This is a genomic window from Pseudomonas sp. P1_F1_2, from assembly GCF_056405815.1.
Window position 1 is genome coordinate 59,438 of the sequence record NZ_JBFUBK010000007.1, and the last position, 20,473, is coordinate 79,910.

The 20,473-nt window shown below is 59.6% G+C and carries 17 protein-coding genes; 6 read left to right on the forward strand and 11 right to left on the reverse strand.

The window, feature by feature from the left end:
* Nucleotides 1-85: 85 nt before the first annotated feature.
* The 3 genes from AC1D2P_RS03495 to AC1D2P_RS03505 all read left to right on the forward strand — a co-directional run bounded on the left by AC1D2P_RS03495 (nucleotide 86) and on the right by AC1D2P_RS03505 (nucleotide 1,902).
* A complete protein-coding gene (locus tag AC1D2P_RS03495) occupies nucleotides 86-361 on the forward strand; it encodes a polyhydroxyalkanoic acid system family protein (RefSeq protein ID WP_027922116.1) in 276 nt (91 codons plus the stop codon).
* A 250-nt stretch (nucleotides 362-611) separates the two neighbouring features.
* Entirely contained in the window at nucleotides 612-1,034 is a 423-nt protein-coding gene (locus tag AC1D2P_RS03500) for a phasin family protein (RefSeq protein ID WP_046031188.1), read from the forward strand.
* Between the two features lie 10 nt (nucleotides 1,035-1,044).
* A complete protein-coding gene (locus AC1D2P_RS03505; RefSeq protein ID WP_223525460.1) occupies nucleotides 1,045-1,902 on the forward strand; it encodes a phasin family protein in 858 nt (285 codons plus the stop codon).
* A 178-nt stretch (nucleotides 1,903-2,080) separates the two neighbouring features.
* Here the strand turns inward: AC1D2P_RS03505 and AC1D2P_RS03510 are convergent, their stop codons facing one another.
* From AC1D2P_RS03510 to AC1D2P_RS03555, 10 genes are all read right to left on the reverse strand, one after another.
* Nucleotides 2,081-2,701 carry a TetR/AcrR family transcriptional regulator gene (locus AC1D2P_RS03510; RefSeq protein ID WP_477811310.1) on the reverse strand — a complete coding sequence of 207 codons (621 nt, stop codon included), beginning with the start codon at nucleotides 2,699-2,701 and terminating at the stop codon, nucleotides 2,081-2,083.
* A gap of 59 nt (nucleotides 2,702-2,760) precedes the next feature.
* A complete protein-coding gene (phaC, locus tag AC1D2P_RS03515) occupies nucleotides 2,761-4,443 on the reverse strand; it encodes a class II poly(R)-hydroxyalkanoic acid synthase (protein WP_046031185.1) in 1,683 nt (560 codons plus the stop codon).
* 125 nt (nucleotides 4,444-4,568) lie between these two features.
* Nucleotides 4,569-5,423: a poly(3-hydroxyalkanoate) depolymerase gene (gene phaZ / locus AC1D2P_RS03520; RefSeq protein WP_046031184.1), complete on the reverse strand. Its 855-nt coding sequence runs from the start codon at nucleotides 5,421-5,423 to the stop codon at nucleotides 4,569-4,571.
* 147 nt (nucleotides 5,424-5,570) lie between these two features.
* A complete protein-coding gene (gene phaC / locus AC1D2P_RS03525) occupies nucleotides 5,571-7,250 on the reverse strand; it encodes a class II poly(R)-hydroxyalkanoic acid synthase (RefSeq protein WP_109785367.1) in 1,680 nt (559 codons plus the stop codon).
* 258 nt (nucleotides 7,251-7,508) lie between these two features.
* On the reverse strand, nucleotides 7,509-7,880 hold the full coding sequence (locus AC1D2P_RS03530) for a gamma-butyrobetaine hydroxylase family protein (protein WP_046031182.1): 372 nt from the start codon (nucleotides 7,878-7,880) through the stop codon (nucleotides 7,509-7,511).
* Between the two features lie 119 nt (nucleotides 7,881-7,999).
* On the reverse strand, nucleotides 8,000-9,337 hold the full coding sequence (hslU, locus tag AC1D2P_RS03535; RefSeq protein WP_046031181.1) for an HslU--HslV peptidase ATPase subunit: 1,338 nt from the start codon (nucleotides 9,335-9,337) through the stop codon (nucleotides 8,000-8,002).
* Nucleotides 9,338-9,392: 55 nt separating this feature from the next.
* Nucleotides 9,393-9,923, reverse strand: a complete 531-nt coding sequence (hslV, locus tag AC1D2P_RS03540) for an ATP-dependent protease subunit HslV (protein ID WP_046031180.1) — start codon at nucleotides 9,921-9,923, stop codon at nucleotides 9,393-9,395.
* A gap of 248 nt (nucleotides 9,924-10,171) precedes the next feature.
* Nucleotides 10,172-10,882 carry an SPOR domain-containing protein gene (locus AC1D2P_RS03545; RefSeq protein WP_109785368.1) on the reverse strand — a complete coding sequence of 237 codons (711 nt, stop codon included), beginning with the start codon at nucleotides 10,880-10,882 and terminating at the stop codon, nucleotides 10,172-10,174.
* Nucleotide 10,883: 1 nt separating this feature from the next.
* Nucleotides 10,884-12,620 (reverse strand): arginine--tRNA ligase, encoded by a 1,737-nt coding sequence (argS, locus tag AC1D2P_RS03550; protein ID WP_109785369.1) that lies wholly within the window; start codon nucleotides 12,618-12,620, stop codon nucleotides 10,884-10,886.
* Nucleotides 12,621-12,843: 223 nt separating this feature from the next.
* On the reverse strand, nucleotides 12,844-15,063 hold the full coding sequence (locus tag AC1D2P_RS03555; protein ID WP_477811311.1) for a primosomal protein N': 2,220 nt from the start codon (nucleotides 15,061-15,063) through the stop codon (nucleotides 12,844-12,846).
* A 201-nt stretch (nucleotides 15,064-15,264) separates the two neighbouring features.
* On the opposite strand from AC1D2P_RS03555, the gene rpmE reads away from it, so the two are divergent.
* The 3 genes from rpmE (at nucleotide 15,265) to AC1D2P_RS03570 (ending at nucleotide 17,760) form a co-directional block, all read left to right on the forward strand.
* A complete protein-coding gene (gene rpmE, locus AC1D2P_RS03560) occupies nucleotides 15,265-15,495 on the forward strand; it encodes a 50S ribosomal protein L31 (protein WP_007899231.1) in 231 nt (76 codons plus the stop codon).
* Nucleotides 15,496-15,509: 14 nt separating this feature from the next.
* On the forward strand, nucleotides 15,510-16,313 hold the full coding sequence (locus AC1D2P_RS03565) for a thermonuclease family protein (protein ID WP_477757266.1): 804 nt from the start codon (nucleotides 15,510-15,512) through the stop codon (nucleotides 16,311-16,313).
* Nucleotides 16,314-16,491: 178 nt separating this feature from the next.
* Complete coding sequence (locus tag AC1D2P_RS03570; protein ID WP_046031175.1) at nucleotides 16,492-17,760, forward strand: malic enzyme-like NAD(P)-binding protein; 1,269 nt, start codon at nucleotides 16,492-16,494, stop codon at nucleotides 17,758-17,760.
* A 244-nt stretch (nucleotides 17,761-18,004) separates the two neighbouring features.
* On the opposite strand, the gene AC1D2P_RS03575 is transcribed toward AC1D2P_RS03570, so the two are convergent.
* On the reverse strand, nucleotides 18,005-20,446 hold the full coding sequence (locus AC1D2P_RS03575; RefSeq protein ID WP_371916746.1) for a penicillin-binding protein 1A: 2,442 nt from the start codon (nucleotides 20,444-20,446) through the stop codon (nucleotides 18,005-18,007).
* Nucleotides 20,447-20,473 lie beyond the last annotated feature (27 nt).

A 20,473-nucleotide genomic window follows, 5' to 3' on the forward strand; every position in this document is an offset into this window, starting at 1 on the left:
GGTAAGATGGATCACCCTCGGGACGTTTTGCCGCACCCGCGGTCAGGATTTACCGACCAAGCATTCATAAAGCAGGAGTCATTTGATGGCCCGTATTAGTGTTGAACGCGCCCACGGCCTGGGTAAGGAAGCGGCTCGCGAGAAGGCCGACAAGCTGGCGCAGAAATTGTCCGATCAATATGGCCTGGAGCCGCAGTGGTCGGGTGACACCTTGAACCTCAAGCGCTCCGGCGTGAAAGGCGCGGTGCATGTCAGCGAAGATTCGATCCGCGTCGATGTCGAGCTGGGCCTGATGATGTCGGCCATGAGCGGYATGATTAAATCGGAAATCGAGAAGGCGCTGGATAAAGCGTTGGTGTGACCTGCATCGATTTTTGAAGGCAGTCCCTGTAGGAGCCGAGCTTGCTCGCGATGGCGGTGTGTCAGTCCACATCCATTTTGAATGATGAGGGGCTATCGCGAGCAAGCTCGGCTCCTACAGGTCGAGGTGTGTGGCACCACTGGTTTATGTCAGTTGTTAGGGTGCCGTTTCTAATTTTTCTCCCTACTTTGTGCCTGAGCCCGACACTTATCCGGGCAGTTCCTCAAACCTTCTGCGCGTGAGGTGCACCATGGCCAAAGTTATTCTGAAGAAAAAAATCGACGCATCGACCACTGCTCTGGGCGACGTCAAATCCTATGCCCGCAAGATCTGGCTGGCAGGCCTGGGTGCCTACGCCAAGGTCGGCCAAGAGGGCAGCGATTACTTTCAAGAGTTGATCAAGGCTGGTCAAACTGTTGAAAAGAAAGGCAAAAAAGTAGTGGCTGAGAAACTTGAAGCCGCTAATGCCGAGATCGATGAAGCCAAGAGTGAAGTGAGCACTTTCAAAGGCAAGGTCGAAGTTCAACTCGACAAGGTCGAGAAGGCTTTTGACTCGCGTGTCGCAAGTGCCTTGAATCGTATCGGCATTCCGTCTAAACATGACGTTGAGACACTCTCTGCTAAGCTCGATGAGCTGACGGCATTGCTCGAAAACGTCGCGCGTAAATCTTAAGGAGAACGGGATGGCTGTTAAAAAGAACACCGAAAAAGAAGGCAGCTCGTGGATCGGGAAAGTCGAAGACTACTCCCGCAAAATCTGGCTGGCTGGTTTAGGCGTGTACTCGAAGATTGACACTGACGGCAGCAAGCTCTTCGATACATTGGTCAAAGACGGCGAGAAAGCCGAGAAGCTCACCAAGAGCGCTGTTGGCAAGAAAGTCGACGCCGCCAAGGATTCTGCTTCGTCGGCCAAGTCGCGCATCAGCGGCGTGAAAGATCGTGCGCTGGGCAAGTGGGATGAACTGGAAGGGGCTTTCGACAAGCGTCTGAACAGCGCCATTTCGCGCCTCGGTGTCCCGAGCCGCAACGAAGTCAAAGCACTGCACAGCAAGGTCGACACCCTGACCAAGCAAATCGAAAAACTCACCGGTGCCAAGGTTGCGCCTGTTGCGGCGAAAACCGCGGCGGCCAAACCGGCTGCTAAATCGGCTGCCAAGCCACTGGCCAAAGCTGCCGCTAAACCGGCTGCCAAACCAGCCGCGAAAGCAGCGGCCAAGCCAGCTGCCAAGACTGCCGCCGCCAAACCTGCAGCAGCCAAGCCAGCGGCCAAGCCGGTCGCCGCCAAAGCGGCCGCTAAGCCAGCGGCTAAACCGGCTGTCAAAACCGCAGCCGCCAAACCGGCAGCAAAACCTGCTGCAGCGAAGAAGCCGGCAGTGAAAAAACCGGCCGCACCGAAAGCCGTTGCAAAACCAGCCGTTGCGGCTGCCAAACCGGCAACCCCGACAGCACCGGTCAGCGCATCGAACTCCGCGACTGCGCCAACCCCAGCTGTTACCCCGACTGTCGCGCCAGCTCCATCGACGCCAACCAGTCAGTCCTGATAACCCGGGGCTCAAAAAAACGCCCGGCCTGCCAAGGTCGGGCGTTTTTGTTTGTGCACGGTTCAATGAGCGACGCAGCCCTTGGTAGGAGCCGAGCTTGCTCGCGATGGCGGTGTGTCAGCCCAATTTAATATCGACTGACACGACGCCATCGCGAGCAAGCTCGGCTCCTACAAGGTTAGTCGTGGACTTCGAGATATTGCAGGGCCATCTGCTCCGTCGCGACCTTGATCGGCGGCAGCAAGTGCGGCGCCACCAGCATCATGATCTGGTACACCACCAGCCGCACTTCACCTTCACCCTCCAGAATCCGTTGGTAATCCAGCGAGAACAGCAGCGTCATGGTGATCTGTTCCACCAACTGCCCTAACGCCTGGGTGTCACTGACCAACTGCCCTTGAGCCTTCAACCGCGCCAGCAATGAAGCCAGTGTGCGCTTCAGCGCATTGAGCAAATTGCGTATGCCCTTGGCCAGTTTCGGCAGGCGCCCGGCGAGATTCGACRGGTCCTGGAACAGAAACCGGTAGTGCGCCAGCCGTTCGACGATCAAGTGCAGGAACAGCCAGTAATCGTCTGGTCCCAGTTCCACATCGGCGGGTGGGTCGAGCAGCGGCGCCAGCTCGGTCTGGAAACGCTCGAACAACCCGAGAATCAGCGGTTCCTTGCCGTGAAAGTGGTAGTAGAGATTGCCGGGGCTGATGCCCATCTCGTTGGCAACTTCCATGGTGGAGACGTTCGGTTCGCCTTTGTGATTGAACAACTGCAAGGCACATTCGAGAATCCGGTCGCGGGTTTTCATCCAGTCTTCTTAATGGTCGAGTCAGGCCACGGCCGGCGTCGGCCGTGGTGGGTTGAACGTCAGCGCACACGCACGTAGGTACCGGGTGCTGCCTCCTGCGGGGGGTAGTTCTGATTGCCGAGGGGCATGTGAGTTTCTTTTTGTGCCCCGGAACGTTGCTGAATCCACTCCAGCCACTGCGACCACCAACTGCCGTCGACTTGCTTGGCGTCGTAGTACCAGGCCCGCGGATCGCTGCTCAGTTTTGCGCTCTCGACGTAGTTGGCTTTCGGATTGCTTGGCGGGTTGAGAATGCTCTGTACGTGACCGCTGTTGGACAAGACGAAGCGTCGTTCGCCACCCAGCAGCAGGGTCGAGCGATACACCGCATCCCACGGCGTGATGTGGTCGTTGATGCCCGCGACGCTGAAGCTGTCGACGGTGACTTTCTGCAAATCGATGGGGGTGCCGCACACTTCAAGGCCGCCCGGATGACTCAGCGGGTTGTGCTTGAAGAAGTCCAGCAGATCACCATGAAAGGCTGCCGGCAGCCGAGTGTTGTCGTTGTTCCAGTAGAGGATGTCGAACGCTGGCGGTTCTTTGCCGAGCAGGTAGTTATTGACGAAGTAGCTCCAGATCAAGTCATTGGGACGCATCCAGGCGAACACCTTCGCCATGTCGCGACCTTCCAGCACGCCTTTTTGATACGACTTTCGCTTGGCCGCCTCAAGGGTCTGTTCGTCGGCAAACAGCGTTGCCGGGGAGTCCATTTGACTGTCGAGCAAGCTCACCAGATAGGTCGCGCTGGACACTCGCCGCAGCTGTCGCTTGGCCTGCAAGTGACCTTGCAGCGCGGCGATGGTCAGCCCGCCGGCGCAGGCACCCATCAGGTTCACCTCGCGGGCGCCGGTGATCGCCCGGCAGACATTCATCGCTTCTTCCACGGCTTCAACGTACGTCGACAGCCCCCATTCGCGATGACGCACATCCGGATTGCGCCAACTGATCATGAAGGTTTGCAAGCCATTCTTCAGGGCGTACTGGACGAAACTGTTATGCGGGCTGAGGTCGAAAATGTAGTACTTGTTGATCTGCGGCGGCACCACCAGCAGTGGTTTGGAATACTGTTTTTCACTCATCGGCTTGTACTGGATCAGTTCCAGCAGCTCGTTGCGAAACACCACGGCGCCAGTCGTGGTGGCCACGGTTTTGCCCACTTCGAACGCTTGCTTGGTGACTTGCCGAGGCAGGCCGTCATTGTGCAAGAGGTCGTCGACCAGATGGCTGATACCACGCACCAGGCTGTTGCCGCCGGAATTGAAGATCTCCTTGATCGCCAATGGATTGAGCAACGTGTTGGTTGGCGACACCGCGTCATTGAGCAAGGCAAACGCAAAGTGCGCGCGGGCACGATCGTCAGGCGACATCGCGCTGTCGTCGATCCAGCTTTTCACCTGTTTCTGCCAGCTCAGGTAGGCCTGCAGGCTGCGTCGGTAAAAAGGGTTGAGGCTCCACGCAGGGTCGTTGAAACGACTGTCCTGCGGGTTGGTCGGGTGCAAGGTTTCACCCAGCAATACGCGACCTAGCTGGCCGCCCAGCTTCAAGGCGTGGCGGGCGCTGTGCACCGGGTTGCGCAAGCCATGGGCCGCGACACTGCGCAGGGTCGAAATCAGATCCCGGCCGCGCAGGCCGGTAATCGCACTCTGTGCGTTGATGAACGCGGCGGGAGTGGGCAAAGCGTCTCTCGCTGGTTTTTCGCGCATGTCTCAACACTCCTTCGTCTTCAAGCCAAAAACAAACAAACAGAACCAGATCACCATAGTCGCTGTTGTGGGTTGTTGCGCGGCGTGGCGTCCTGCCTGCCTGTTTGGGTAAACAAATTCCCGAATTAACCGCTCAATGGCGACGGATGTGGGTGCATGACGGCGCGCTGACGTTCCTCTTCGAGGAATTTCATGATGATCGGTGCCACCGCCTCGGCGCGGGTAATCAGGAACAAATGCCCGTCATCGATGATGTGCAACTGGGCGTTGGGAATACGCCAGGCGAGCATGCGCATGTTGATCAACGGGATCAGTGGGTCGTCGTCGCCGGCCAATACCAGGGTCGGCTGGTTGATCTTGTGCAGCCAGTGAATGCTGGTCCAGCCAAGACCGGCAAACAGCTGCCAGTAATACCCGAGCTTGCCTGCCGAACGGACTTTCGCCGCGTGGCTGGCCGCCAGGGTGGGATCGCGACGGAACGAGCCGCCATAGATCATCGGAGCAATGCGGATGACATGAGACGGCTGGATGTAGCGCCGTGGGCTGGCCATCATCCACAGTACTTTCGGTTTGCCCGGCACCATCACCGCGCCGGCCGCCGTGGCCGCCAACACGAGTTTCTTGCAGCGCTCGGGGTAGTCATACGCGAACTGCTGGGCGAGGGCGCCACCCCAGGACACACCGATGACGTTGACTTGTCCGTAGTCAAGATAGTCGAGCATCCGTGCCGTGAGTTTCGCCAGGCCCGGGAAACGATAAGGCCGGTTCGGCGTGGATGAACCGCCGACACCGGGTACGTCGAAAGCAATGACTTCCAGGTCCGGGTCCAGTGCCGCGACGAACGGAAACACCAGCTCCAGGTTGGCGCCGATGCCGTTGAAAATCAGCAAGGGCGTCAAGTGAGGCTTGCCGGGGCGTACTGCCGTGCGGAGGGTCTGGCCATCCAGGTCGACGGTACGAAAGATGAACGGTTGCGGCATGCTTCAAGCCCTGTGGGTTAATTCATCCCCGATCCTCTGTAGGCGTTGAGCTTGCTCACGATAGCGGTGGGGCAGGCTCAGCAATATTGACTGTGCTGCCGCCTTCGCGAGCAAGCTCGGCTCCTACAGGGGCGCGAGGTGTGTCAGTTACCGCTCATGCACATAAGTGCCCGGTGCCGCTTCCGCCGCGACATAGGTTTTGTTGCCCAGAATCGTCGGGGATTTTTTCAGCTTGCCCGAACGTTCGGCTTGCCATGCCTGCCAGTGCAGCCACCAGGAATCGGTGTGTTTGGTGGAGTTTTCTTGCCAGTCTTCGGCCTTGACCGGCATTTCGGTGCTGGTCATGTAGCGCGATTTCGGGTTGCCCGGCGGGTTCAGAATGCTCTGGATATGCCCGCTGCTCGACAGCACGAACTCGACCTTGCCACCGAACAGTTGCGCTGACTTGTAGCAGGACTTCCACGGGGTGATGTGGTCGCTGGTGCCAGCCAGGCAATAGATGTCGGCGGTGACTTGCTTGAGGTCAATCGGCGTACCGCACACTTCCAGTGCATTGGAGCGGATCAGTGGATTACTTTTGAACATCTCGATCAGGTCGCCGTGGAACGCGGCCGGCAATCGTGTGGTGTCGTTGTTCCAGAACAGGATGTCGAACACCGGCGGCTCGTTGCCCAGCAGGTAGTTGTTGACCCAGTAGTTCCAGATCAAATCGTTGGGGCGCATCCAGGCGAAGACTTTCGCCATGTCGCGGCCTTCCAGAACCCCGGCCTGATAGGACTGGCGCTTGGCGGATTCCAGGGTTTGCTCGTCGACGAACAGGGCGACGTCGCTGTCCAGGGTGGTGTCCAGCACGCTGACCAGCAGCGTCAGGGCGTTGACCTTTTTCTCGCCGATTGCCGCGTAATGGCCCAGCAACGCGGTGCAGGTGATGCCTCCGGAGCAGGCGCCGAGCATGTTGATGTCTTTACTGCCGGTGATAGCGCTGACTACGTCGACCGCTTCCTTGAGCGCCTCGATGTAGGTCGACAGACCCCACTCGCGCTGTTCCTTGGTCGGGTTGCGCCAACTGACGATAAAGGTCTGCACATTGCTGCGCAGGCAGTAGCGCGCCAGGCTCTTCTCCGGGCTCAAGTCGAACACGTAGAACTTGTTGATCTGGGGTGGCACCACCAGCAATGGGCGTTCGTGCACCTGCTCGGTGGTGGGCTTGTACTGGATCAGTTCCAGCACGTCATTGCGGAACACCACCGCGCCTTCGGTCACGCCTAGGGTCTTGCCGACTTCGAATGCGCCCATGTTGACCTGGCTCGGCATGCCGCCGTTGTTCACCATGTCCTTGGCCAGGTGCGAGAGGCCGTCGAGCAGGCTCTTGCCACCGGTTTCGAAGAAGCGTTTGACCGCCGCCGGGTTGGCCGCCGTATTGGTCGGGGCCATGGCTTCGGTCATGAGGTTGATCACGAAATGCCCGCGAGCGACATCTTTGGGTGGCAGATTACTGTCATCGATCCAGTCGTGGAGCTCCTTGCGCCACGCCAGGTAAGTTTGCAAATAACGTTTGTAGAGCGGGTTTTGGCTCCAGGCCGGATCGGCAAAACGACGGTCATCGGTGGACGGTTGAAGTTCGGATTTGCCGAACAACACGTTCTTCAGTTCAAGGCCGAAATGGGCGACATGCCTGGCACTGTGAATCGGTTGTTTGATGGCCTGCCTGAGCACCATGCGAGCAGAAGCCAATAGATCTTTTCCACGCAGCCCAATGACAGGATTCAGCCCCAAGGTGTTTTCCGAGGCTTGAGTCTTCAAGTCATCGTTATTTTTGTTACTCATCTACGACGCTCCATTGTCCTGAGACGAGTACCTGATACCAGCGGTGTAGTCACACAGCCAATGCCAGGTACTACTGCTCGGGTGACCGTTAATACTGCATCGCTGCTTTTTAGTTCAGAGAGCACTGCAGGGAACTTGCCAGCTCCATTGGTTACCCGAGTTTAATTTTTTTCGCAAGCAGGCCAATCATTGACCCAGAAGCGGAGCATTCAAACAGATGAAATTAGAAAATGCCCTCTAAAGAGCAAGAGGCCTGACTTAGAGCATCAGCTTGACGACGGATTCATTCGGGTCGCGGGTTTTTCCGGCCGCTTTGAGCTCGGCAAGATAATCCGCCCAAAGTGCGTCATAACGTCGCGCCAATTCATAGAGGTATTCCCAGGTGAACAGGCCGCTGTCGTGGCCGTCATCGAAGGTCAATTTCAGTGCGTACTGACCGGCCGGTTCTACCTTGCTCAGGCCTACGTTGATCTTGCCAAATTGCAGGACAGGTTTGCCGTGGCCCTGGACCTCGGCGGAGGGAGAGTGCACGCGAAGAAATTCGGCGGGCAGGGTGTATTCCTCGCCCGACGCGTATTTCAGCGACAGGGTTTTCGAGGCTTTGTGCAGTTTGATGTCGGTGGGGATCATGACCGGGTATCCGTCTGTAGGCGTGTGGTCAGCCCCCTGTAGGAGCACGGCTTGCCGGCGATGGCGATTTCAAGTGCGCCATCGCCAGCAAGCTGTGCTCCTACAGGAGGTCACATGGCTTACAGGATATAACGGGACAGGTCTTCGTTCTGCGCCAATTCACCCAGGTGGCTGTTGACGTAGTCGGCGTCGATCAGGATCACCTTGTCGTCATGGGCACTGGCCAGATCACCGGCGCTGAACGACACCTCTTCAAGCAGTCGCTCAAGCAAGGTGTGCAGGCGACGGGCACCGATGTTCTCGGTCTTCTCGTTAACCTGCCAGGCGATCTCGGCAATGCGCTTGATGCCGCTCGGCTGGAACTCGATGCCCAGGCCTTCAGTCTTCAGCAGCGCACAATATTGCTCGGTGAGCGAGGCATGCGGCTCGCTGAGAATGCGCTCGAAGTCTTCAGGCGTCAGCGCCTTGAGCTCGACACGAATCGGCAGGCGGCCTTGCAGCTCTGGCACCAGGTCGCTCGGCTTGCTCAGGTGGAACGCACCGGAGGCAATGAACAGGATGTGGTCGGTCTTGACCATGCCCAGCTTGGTATTGACGGTGCAGCCTTCGATCAGCGGCAGCAAATCGCGCTGTACGCCTTCGCGGGACACATCGACACCGCCGGAATTGCCGCGCTTGGCCACCTTGTCGATTTCGTCGATGAACACGATGCCGTGCTGCTCGACCGCTTCCAGTGCCTTGGCTTTCAGCTCTTCATCGTTGACCAGGCGGCTGGCTTCTTCGTCGCGCACCAGTTTCAGCGCTTCCTTGACCTTGAGCTTGCGGCTCTTGCGTTTGCCCTTGCCCATGTTGGCGAACAGGCTTTGCAGCTGGTTGGTCATTTCTTCCATGCCAGGTGGCGCGGAGATGTCGACGCCGGACACTTCGGCGACTTCGATTTCAATTTCCTTGTCGTCCAACTGACCTTCACGCAGACGCTTGCGGAACAGCTGGCGGGTGTTGGAATCGGCCGAGGGTGCTTCGTCGTTGTTGAAACCCATGCGTGCCGGTGGCAGCAGGGCGTCGAGAATGCGCTCTTCGGCAGCGTCTTCGGCGCGGTGGCGCACCTTGGTCATTTCCTGTTCGCGCAGCAGTTTGATGGCTGCGTCAGCCAGGTCACGAATGATCGATTCCACATCGCGGCCGACATAGCCGACTTCGGTGAACTTGGTCGCTTCAACTTTGATGAAGGGCGCGTTGGCGAGTTTGGCCAGGCGACGAGCGATCTCGGTTTTGCCGACACCGGTCGGGCCGATCATCAGGATGTTCTTGGGGGTGACTTCAACGCGCAGCTCTTCAGGCAGCTGCATCCGGCGCCAGCGGTTGCGCAGCGCAATGGCGACGGCGCGCTTGGCATCGTCCTGGCCGATGATATGGCGATTGAGTTCGTGGACGATTTCACGGGGAGTCATGGACATAGTATTTAGCGGACCTCAAGCAAGAATGAGCCGTGGCACGATGGCCAACACGGGCTTACTCGGCGCAGTCCTGCTCCTCAATGGTCTGGGTGTGATTGGTGAATACGCAGATATCGGCAGCGATGCCGAGGGCGGTTTCGACGATTTCCCGGGCCGACAGATCGGTCTTCTTGAGCAGTGCGCTGGCCGCGGCCTGGGCGTAGCCGCCGCCGGAACCCATGGCGATCAAGCCTTCTTCGGGTTCTACGACATCGCCATTGCCGGTAATGATCAGGGAGGCGTCTTTGTTGGCAACGGCGAGCATGGCTTCGAGACGGCTCAGGGAGCGGTCGGTGCGCCATTCTTTGGCGAGCTCGACGGCTGCGCGAACCAGGTGACCTTGATGTTTCTCAAGCTGGCCTTCGAAACGTTCGAAGAGGGTGAAGGCGTCAGCGGTGGCACCGGCGAAACCGGCGATGACCTGGCCGTGGTACAGGCGGCGAACTTTCTTCGCGTTGCCTTTCATCACGGTATTGCCGAGAGAAACCTGGCCGTCGCCGCCCATGACGACTTTGCCGTGGCGGCGAACTGAAACGATGGTGGTCAAGGGAAGAGTCTCCACGCAGCGGGGCGAAAATGCCTTATGCCAACTCATATGGGGGTGGTGGCGCATTTTTCAACTGCGGGGCGGGAGAGGGGACGAGTGGTTTGAGTCAGATGGGATGTGTGGTGTTTATCAGAACGCTTTCGCGGGCAAGCCCGCTCCCACAGGGATAGCGCATATCCTGTGGGAGCGGCGGTGCGACGATTCGACTTGCCCGCGATGAACGATGACGCACAGATCCTGCCGGGAAATCAGCGGCTTTGGCGTTGTTGTAACAACAGGTTGCTAAAGCCTGCGCCGGCCAGTTGTTTCTGCGCGGTGGTCAGTTGTTCGCGGTTGCTGAACGGCCCGACCAGAACGCGATACCAGGTCTCATCCTTCACCGTGCCGGACTCAACCGCCACGGCCTGGCCCAGCAGAATGATCTGCGCACGAACCTTGTCCGCATCAGCCTCTTTGCGGAACGAGCCCGCCTGCAGGAAGAACTTGGTCACCGGCGCGGCTTTGGTGACGGGCGGCGGTGGCGGTGGTGTTATCCCGGCCAGGGCAGCCTGCGCGCGTGCCGTGTCGATCTTCGCCGCTTCCGCCGGTGTCACCGGTGTGGTCGGAATGGCTGGCACCTGTGGCGTCGGCAGGGTTTTTTCCGGCACGGCATCCGGCGGTACGATCACTTCCGATTCCGGCAGCAAGGTGTAGAAGTCGTATTTCGGCTTCACCGGTTGCGTCGGGCTCGGCGGGGTCTTGTTGGCCTCGGCGATCTTGGTGGCTTTCTGTTGCTGCTCCACCTTCTCGCGCTTGACCGTGTCGCTGCCCTTGCCCGGTTCCAGTTTCATCAGGAAAACGATGAACGCGCCGACCGTCAGGCCGATGGCCATCCACAACCAACCCGGGATCGGTTGCTTTGCTGGAGCTTGGTATCGGCTGGCGCCACGCTTGGGTGCAGGTTTTTTCTTGGCAGCCAACTTACATACGCTCCAGAGTTTCCAGACCCAAGAGTTCCAGGCCTTGCTTGAGTGTGCGACCGGTCAGTGCGGCGAGGCGCAGACGGCTTTGCATTTGCGCCGGGGTGTCGGCGCTCAGGATCGGGCAGTTCTCGTAGAAACTGGAGAACAGGCCGGCCACATCGTACAGGTAGGTGCACAGGATGTGCGGCGTCCCTTTGTCGGAAACGTTGTTCAGTACTTCGCCGAACTGCGCCAGTTTGGCGGCCAGTTCGTGTTCGTGCGCGGCTTCCAGCACGATCTGGCCTTCGACTTCGGTGAAGTCCTTGCCCAGCTTGCGGAACACGCCGGCAACGCGGGTGTAGGCGTACAGCAAGTAAGGCGCGGTGTTGCCTTCGAAGTTCAGCATCAGCTCGAAGTTGAAGCTGTAGTCGCTGGTGCGGTGCTTGGACAGGTCGGCGTATTTGACCGCTGCAATGCCCACCACTTTGGCGATATTGCGCAGTTCCTCTTCAGCCAGGTCAGGATTCTTTTCCTTCACCAGCGTATAGGCGCGCTCTTGCGCTTCGACCAGCAGATCGATCAGCTTCACGGTGCCGCCGTCGCGGGTCTTGAACGGCCGGCCGTCCGGGCCGTTCATGGTGCCGAAGCCCATGTGTTCCATTTCCATCGGGTGCGTCACGAAGCCGGCCTTGCGCGCCACGGCGAACACTTGCTGGAAGTGCAGGGCCTGGCGCTGGTCGACGAAGTACAGTGCGCGATCAGCCTTGAGCTTACCGCTGCGGTAACGCACGGCCGCCAGGTCGGTGGTGGCGTAGAGGTAGCCGCCGTCCGCTTTCACGATGATGACTGGCAGCGGATCGCCGTCGGCGTTCTTGAACTCGTCGAGGAACACGCACTGGGCGCCGTTGCTTTCGACCAGCATGCCGGCGGCCTTGAGGTCGTTGACCACGTTGATCAGGTCGTCGTTGTAGGCACTTTCGCCCATGACGTCGGCCATGGTCAGTTTGACGTTCAGCAGTTCGTAGATTTTCTGGCAGTGCGACAGGGAAATGTCTTTGAACTTGGTCCACAGCGCCAGGCAGTCCGGGTCGCCGGCCTGCAGCTTGACCACCAGGCCTCGGGCGCGATCAGCAAACTCTTCGGATTCGTCGAAGCGCTGCTTGGCGGCACGGTAGAAGTTTTCCAGGTCCGACAGCTCGTCGCTGGTGATCGGGTTTTCCTGGAGGTACGCCATCAACATGCCGAACTGAGTGCCCCAGTCGCCCACGTGGTTCTGACGGATCACTTCGTCGCCGAGGAATTCCAGGACTCGCGCGACACCGTCACCGATGATGGTCGAGCGCAAATGGCCGACGTGCATTTCCTTGGCGAGGTTCGGTGCCGACAAGTCGATGACCGTGCGCTGTGCCGGGCCGGCCTTGCGCACGCCAATCTGACTGTCGGCCAGCGCGGCATCCAGGCGCGAGGCCAGGGCCTGGGTGTTCTGGAAGAAGTTCAGGAAGCCCGGGCCGGCGATTTCGGTTTTGGTGATGTTTTCATCAGCCGGCAGCGCGGCGATGATTTTCTCGGCCAGGTCGCGCGGCTTCATGCCGGCCAGTTTGGCCAGCATCATGGCGATGTTGCTGGCGAAGTCGCCGTTCTTCTTGTCGCGGGAGTTTTCCACCTGGATCGCCGGCGACAGGCCTTCAGGCAACACACCTTCGTTGACGAGTTGGGTGATGGCTTGTTGGATCAGCTGGCGAATGGTGTCTTTCATGGTCTTCTCTTTCGACCGCAAGCGCGGCGGCGCTTCGATGCGCTGGTGGAAAAACTGGGCATTATCCGTTGCGAAGGCGGGCTTGCCAACCTTAGCAGGCAGGATGTGGATATGTGGTGACAAATGTCTTCGTTTGTAGGAGCAAGGCTTGCCTGCGATGGCGCCCTTGAGATCGCTATCGCGGGCAAGCCTTGCTCCTACACATTCAACGACGATCTTCAGGTCAATACAAATCGACAGGATCGACATCCAGCGACCAGCGCACCGCCCGTCCGCTCGGCATCTGCTCCAGCACCAGCAACCAACTGGCCAGCAACCGATGCAGCGGCGCCCGCGCCGTGGCCTGCAATAATAGCTGTGCACGATAACGTCCGGCGCGGCGTTCCATCGGCGCAGGCACCGGCCCCAGCAGTTCGATTCCGCCAAGATTCTGTTCGTCCACCAAACGTTCGGCCTCGCTGCATGCTTCATCCAGGAAACTTTCGGCCTGCCCCGGCTTGTGCGCTTCGGCCCGCAGCAGCGCCAGGTGTGCGAAGGGCGGCAGGCCCGCCGAGCGACGTTCGCTCAAGGCCTGTTCGGCGAATGCGAAATAGCCCTGCTCCGTCAACTGCACCAGCAGCGGGTGGTCTGCCAGGTGCGTCTGGATGATGACTTTGCCCGGCTCTTCCGCCCGCCCGGCCCGCCCGGCCACTTGAACAATCAACTGCGCCATGCGTTCGCTGGCGCGGAAGTCACCGGAGTACAACCCGCCGTCGGCGTCGAGAATCGACACCAGCGTCACCCGTGGAAAGTGATGCCCTTTGGCAAGCATTTGCGTGCCGACCAAAATGCACGGCTGGCCCTTTTGGATGGTGGCAAATAGCTGATTCATCGCGTCTTTGCGCGACGTGCTGTCGCGGTCGACCCTCAGCACCGGGTAGTCCGGGAACAGAATCGCCAGGCGTTCCTCGGCGCGCTCGGTGCCAGCACCCACGGGGCGCAAATCGACTTTGCTGCATTTCGGGCAGCGCCGGGGCACGCGTTCGACGTAGCCGCAATGGTGGCAGCGCAACTCACCGGAGCGCTGGTGCACGGTCATCMGCGCATCGCAGCGCTGGCATTCAGACATCCAGCCGCAGTCGTGACACAACAAAGTCGGCGCAAAGCCACGACGGTTGAGGAACACCAATACTTGCTGGCCGGCTGCCAGTGTCTGACCGATGGCTTGCTGCATCGGCCCGGAAATGCCGCTATCCAGCGGGCGACTTTTTACATCCAGGCGCAGGAAACGCGGCTGCTTGGCACCACCCGCCCGCTCGTTCAGGCGTAGGAGGCCGTAACGGCCGGTGTAGGCGTTGTGCAGGCTTTCCAGTGAAGGTGTGGCGGATCCAAGGACAATAGGGATGTTTTCCTGCCGGGCGCGGACCAACGCCAGGTCACGGGCGTGATAACGCAAGCCTTCCTGCTGTTTATAGGAGCCGTCGTGCTCTTCGTCGATGATGATCAGGCCGGGGTTTTTCATCGGCGTGAACAGCGCCGAGCGCGTGCCGATAATAATGTCGGCGTCACCGTCCCGAGCGGCGAGCCAGGCTTCGAGCCGCTCGCGATCATTGACCGCCGAGTGAATCAACGCGATGCGTGCATTGAAGCGCTGCTCGAAGCGCGCCAGGGTCTGCGGGCCGAGGTTGATCTCCGGGATCAGCACCAGCGCTTGTTTACCGGCTTCGAGGGTTTCGCGGATCAGCTGCAAATAGACTTCGGTCTTGCCGCTGCCCGTGACACCGGCGAGCAGAAAGGCGTGATAACTGTCGAAGCCGGCGCGAATGGCTTCATAGGCTGCGCGCTGTTCCGGGTTGAGCGGCAATTCCGGTTGCGCCAGCCAGTGTTCGTGGCGTGCGCCGGGGGCGTGCTTGCGAATCTCCACTTGCACCAGATCCTTGGCCAGCAGCAAGTCCAGACTGTCTTTGCTCAACATCAGTTTGCTCAACAACTGATGGGCGACGCCGTGGGGATGCTGGGCCAGTGTCGCCAAGGCTTCGCGTTGGCGCGGGGCGCGGGCGATGCGAGGGTCATCGAGGCTGGCGCCGGTCGCCGCGGACCAGAAGCGTTCCTGGCGCGCCTCGGCCAATTCACCCTGACGCAACAATACCGGCAACGCCCAGCTCAAGGTGTCGCCGAGGCTGTGCTGGTAATACTGGGACGTCCATAAACACAGTTTGAACAGCGCCGCCGGTAGCGGTGGCGTGGCGTCCAGCAAGGCCAGGGCCGGTTTGAGTTTTTCCACCGGCACTTCGCTGGTGTCGGTAACTTCCACCAGTATCCCGATCATTTCCCGACGACCGAACGGCACCCGCAAGCGCATGCCCGGTTGCAGCTGGGCGCGCAGGACCCCGGCCGGGGCGCGGTAATCGAACAGACGGCGCAGGGGCGAAGGCAGGGCGAGGCGCAAAATGGCATCGGGCACGCGGGGGGATCTCGATCAACTAACAAAAAAGGGCTTGGTACATACATCTGTAGGGGTCGCGTAATGGGTCGGGAGCCTAGCAGACGGTCGGTAGAAGCGACAGCTTGCGCGATTGCAAAGGTCTGGTAGAATCCGCGGCCTAATTACGTGCGGTATTCAACAATAGTGTTGAGTGGCGGCACGCTAGCCTGAGGAATCATCATGAAAGCCGATATCCATCCAACATACGAAATCACCGCAGTTACCTGCAGCTGTGGCAACAAGTTCGAAACTCGTTCGAACCTGGCCAAGCCTCTGGCGATCGACGTATGCAACGAGTGCCACCCGTTCTACACCGGTAAGCAGAAGACTCTGGATACTGGCGGTCGTGTACAGCGCTTCGCAGACCGTTTCGGCGCTTTCGGCAAGAAAGCTCCAGCTGCTGCAGAGTAAGGTTGAAGGGCCCGATGGGCTTTTCCTTGCTGTTGAAAAAGGCGTCCCTCGCGGGCGCCTTTTTTGTGTCCGCGATTTGGCTGTCAGGCGCCCAGGCGTTCTGCCCGGCGCCGATCGAGCTGGAGTCGGTCACCGTACAGCGGGTCGTGGATGGCGACACCTTGCGCCTGAGCGATGGCCGCAGTGTGCGCATGATTGGTTTGAATACGCCTGAGCTGGGCAAACAGGGCCGCTCCGACGAGCCGTTTGCCGTGGTTGCGCGCAAACGCCTTGAAGCGCTGGTGGCTGCCAGCGATGGACGCGTCGGTTTGCTGCCGGGTAAAGAAAGCAAGGACCATTACGGTCGCACGCTGGCCCATGTCTATGGCGCCGACGGTGCCAATCTCGAAGCACAGATGCTCGCCGAAGGCCTCGGTTTTCAAGTGGCGGTGGCACCCAATGTTGATTTGGTCAGCTGTCAGCAAGCTGCTGAACGCAGTGCACGTCAGGCCGGGCTTGGTATATGGCGGCAATCCCCTGTACTGAAAGCGGAGCAGATCGAGGCTTCCGGGTTCGCCGTGCTCAGCGGTCGTGTGAGCAAGGTTCAGCGCAATCGCGGCGGGGTTTGGATCGAGTTGCAGGATTCGGTTGTATTGCGCGTTGCACCCAATATGCTCAACAGGTTCGATGTCGCGGCGCTGGAAACGCTTCAAGGCGCGCAAATTGAGGCGCGTGGCTGGGTCCAGGACCGCTCGCGTCGCGGTGGATTGAAACCCGGGCAAGCACGCTGGCTTCTGCCGCTGACGGATCCTTCGATGCTGCAAGTGACGCCACAATAAAAATTGTAGACATTTTTTCTAGCGATTGTGAACAGTCTACCCCTTGTGTTCCGTGGCTCTTGGCCCAAAGTCTTAGGGCAGGGCGCTTGACAGGGGTGACCGGTCAGTCTTGTGGGGATTTTGCGAGGCGCGTATCCTCGCTGACCAGTCTGTCCAACAGTAAAAGCGGAATGCCAAAATGTCTGATCTGAAAACTGCCGCTCTCGAATATCATGCCCATCCTCGTCCAGGTAAGCTGAGTGTCGAGCTCACCAAGGCCACCGCTACCGCCCGCGACCTGTCGCTGGCCTACAGCCCCGGCGTAGCCGAACCAGTACGCGAAATCGCCCGCGATCCTGAACTGGCCTACAAATACACCGGTAAGGGCAACCTGGTTGCAGTCATTTCCGATGGCACCGCCATTCTTGGCCTGGGTAACCTCGGCCCATTGGCTTCCAAGCCAGTAATGGAAGGTAAAGGCGTGCTGTTCAAGCGCTTCGCCGGCATCGACGTTTTCGACATCGAAGTCGATTCCGAAAGCCCGCAAGCCTTCATCGACACCGTCAAGCGTATCTCCATCACCTTCGGTGGCATCAACCTGGAAGACATCAAGGCACCAGAGTGCTTTGAGATCGAGCGCGCTCTGATCGAGCAGTGCGACATTCCGGTGTTCCACGATGACCAGCACGGCACTGCGATCGTTACCGCAGCCGGCATGATCAACGCCCTGGAAATCGCTGGCAAAACCCTCGCTGACGCCAAGATCGTCTGCCTGGGCGCCGGTGCTGCCGCCATCTCCTGCATGAAATTGCTGGTGAGCATGGGTGCCAACATCGAAAACATCTTCATGGTTGACCGTACCGGCGTGATCCACTCCGGCCGTGACGACCTGAACCAGTACAAGGCTGTCTTCGCTCACGCGACTGACAAGCGCACCCTGGCTGACGCGCTGACCGGTGCTGACGTGTTCGTAGGCCTGTCCGGCCCGAACCTGTTGAGCGCTGAAGGCCTGAAGTCCATGGCGGCCAACCCGATCGTGTTCGCGTGCTCCAACCCGGATCCGGAAATCTCCCCGGAACTGGCCCATGCCACCCGTGACGACGTGATCATGGCGACCGGCCGTTCGGACTACCCGAACCAGGTCAACAACGTACTGGGCTTCCCGTTCATCTTCCGTGGTGCCCTGGACGTTCGCGCCAAGCGCATCAACGAAGAAATGAAAGTGGCTGCCGCCAACGCCCTGCGCGAACTGGCCAAACTGCCAGTGCCTCAGGAAGTGTGCGACGCCTACGGCGGCATCAAGCTGGAATTCGGTCGTGAGTACATCATTCCGAAACCAATGGATGCCCGTCTGATCACCCTGATCTCCGATGCCGTGGCCAAGGCTGCGATCGAGACCGGCGTAGCGACCCTGCCGTATCCGAAGAACTACCCGCTCAAAAGCGTGGATGACGTGTTCAACGGCTAAGCCGTTGTAGCGCTTCAACCGAAAGCCCTGGCTCGTGAGAGTCGGGGCTTTTTTTTGCCTGTAGGTGATCGTGGTGATCGTTCCCACGCTCCGCGTGGGAATGCCTCTACGGACGTTCTGCGTTCGGCTCTGGATGGGACGCGGAGCGTCCTGGGCGGCATTCCCACGCAGAGCATGGGAACGATCAGTGCAACAAAAAGCCCCGCGCTTCTCACGAAGGCGGGGCTTTCTGTTGGCGCTGCGATCAGAACAAATCGATCGGCGCCGCTTCGTCCGCTGGCAGTGGGCTGCCCGGCGCATTGCCGTTACCCAGTTCATTCATCGACGGAGGTGTGTCCTCGGCCTTGAACAGTTCGAAGTAAGCGCCTGGCGTGCCTGGCGTCGCCGCACGACCGCTGATCGGGTCAACCCGCAGGCTCAGGATGCCTTCGGGCTCTGGCTGCGTATGCGGCGGCTTGTCTTTGAGGGCGGCGGCCATGTAGTTCATCCAGATCGGCAGCGCGACAGTGCCCCCGAATTCCTTGCGGCCCAGGCTTTCAGGCTGGTCGAAACCGGTCCAGACCGTGGTCACGTAGTCCGCGTTATAGCCGGAGAACCACGCGTCCTTGGATTCGTTGGTCGTGCCGGTCTTGCCCGCAATATCGCTACGGCCCAGGGCCAGCGCGCGACGGCCGGTCCCGAGTTTGATCACGTCCTCCAGCATGCTGTTGAGGATGAAAGTCGTGCGGCCATCGACGATGCGTTCGGCTACGGCTGGCGCTTGCGGCGCAGTGCCTGGCGCGGCTGGAACCTCACCCGGGGTGGCGTTGACCGTGAAGGTTTGCGCGGCAGGTGCGGCAATACCGTCGGTGGCCGTATCGCCTTTTGGAACGCTCGCCGGGTTGGCGACGAACAGCGTGTCACCGTTGCGGCTTTCGATCTTGTCGATGATGTACGGGGTGATCTTGTAGCCGCCGTTGGCGAACGTGCTCCAGCCGGTGGCGATCTCCATTGGCGTCAGGGTCGCGGTGCCCAGTGCCAGCGACAAGTTGGGCGGCAGGTCCTGCTTGTTGAAGCCAAAGCGGGTGATGTAGTCGATGGTCTTGCCAACGCCCATCGCTTGCAACAGGCGGATCGACACCAGGTTGCGCGACTTGTAGAGCGCCTCGCGCAGTCGGATCGGGCCGAGGAAGGTGTTGGTGTCGTTCTTCGGACGCCAGACCTTGTCCAGGTATTCGTCGACAAACACGATCGGTGCGTCGTTCACCAGGCTGGACGCGGTGTAGCCGCTATCCAGCGCGGCACTGTAGACGAAGGGCTTGAAGCTCGACCCCGGCTGACGCTTGGCCTGCAAGGCGCGGTTGTAGTTGCTCTGTTCGAAGGCGAAACCGCCGACCAGCGAGCGAATGGCGCCATTCTGCGGGTCCAGTGAAACCAGCGCGCCTTGTGCTTGCGGGATTTGGCTGAATTTCAGCGAGTTGTCCGGTTGACGCTGCACGCGAATCAAGTCACCTACCTGAGCCACGTCCGAAGGCTGTTTCGGGTTGGCGCCCATGCTGTTGGTGTTCAGGAATGGGCGCGCCCATTTCATGCTGTCCCAACTGATGTGCCCGTCACCGGTGCGGGTCATCACCTGCAGGCCGTTTTTATCGACCTGAGTGACGATGGCGGGCTCAAGGCCGCTGATGGTGCGTTGTTTGGTCAGCTCGGCGGCCCAGGCTTCGCGCGTCTTGCCCGGCAGGCGTGACTCAGGGCCGCGATAACCGTGGCGCTGGTCATACGTCATCAAGCCTTCGTGGACCGCTGTGTTAGCCATTTCCTGCAGGTTGCTCGGCACGGTCGTGGTAACGCGGAAACCTTCGGTGTAAGCATCGGCGCCATAGCGACCGACCATTTCGGCCCGGGCCATTTCGGCGATGTACGGCGCGTTCACTTCCGGCGTTGGCACGTGATAGCTGGCATTCAGCGGCTCGTTGATCGCCGTGGTGTAGTCCGCTTCGGTGATTTTCCCGAGTTTGTACATACGCCCCAGGATCCAGTCGCGGCGCTCTTTGCTGCGGGCCGGATTGGCCAGCGGATTGAAGCGCGACGGTGCTTTCGGCAGGCCGGCGATCATTGCCATCTGGGCAAGGCTGACATCGCGAATCGATTTTCCGTAATAAACCTGCGCCGCCGCCTCGATACCGTAGGCGCGGTTGCCCAGGTAGATCTTGTTGACGTACAGCTCAAGGATTTCGTCCTTGGTCAGCTGCCGTTCGATTTGCAAGGCCAGGAGAATTTCGGTGGTTTTGCGCGAGAAGCTGCGTTCGCTGGTCAGGAAGAAGTTCTTCGCCACCTGCATGGTGATGGTGCTGCCGCCGGACTGAATGTGCCCGCTTTTGACCAATTGGGTGGCGGCACGCATCAGGCTGCTGGGGTCGACGCCGTAGTGGTTGGCGAAGTTGTCGTCTTCAGCACTTAGTAACGCATTAATGAAATTGGGGGGAATGTCGGCGAAACGGATCGGTGTGCGGCGCATTTCGCCAAATTCTGCGATCAACTTGTTGTCGCTGCTGTAGACCCGCAATGGAATCTGCAACTGGATGCTTCTGAGAGCCTCCACGGACGGTAATCCGGGACTAAGGTAAAGATACGCGCCACTCAGACCCAGAAGCAGTCCGCAGAAAACGGCGACGATGGACCAACCGAAAAATTTCAGCAGACGAATCAAGGCTTTTGGACATCCAGGGCAAAG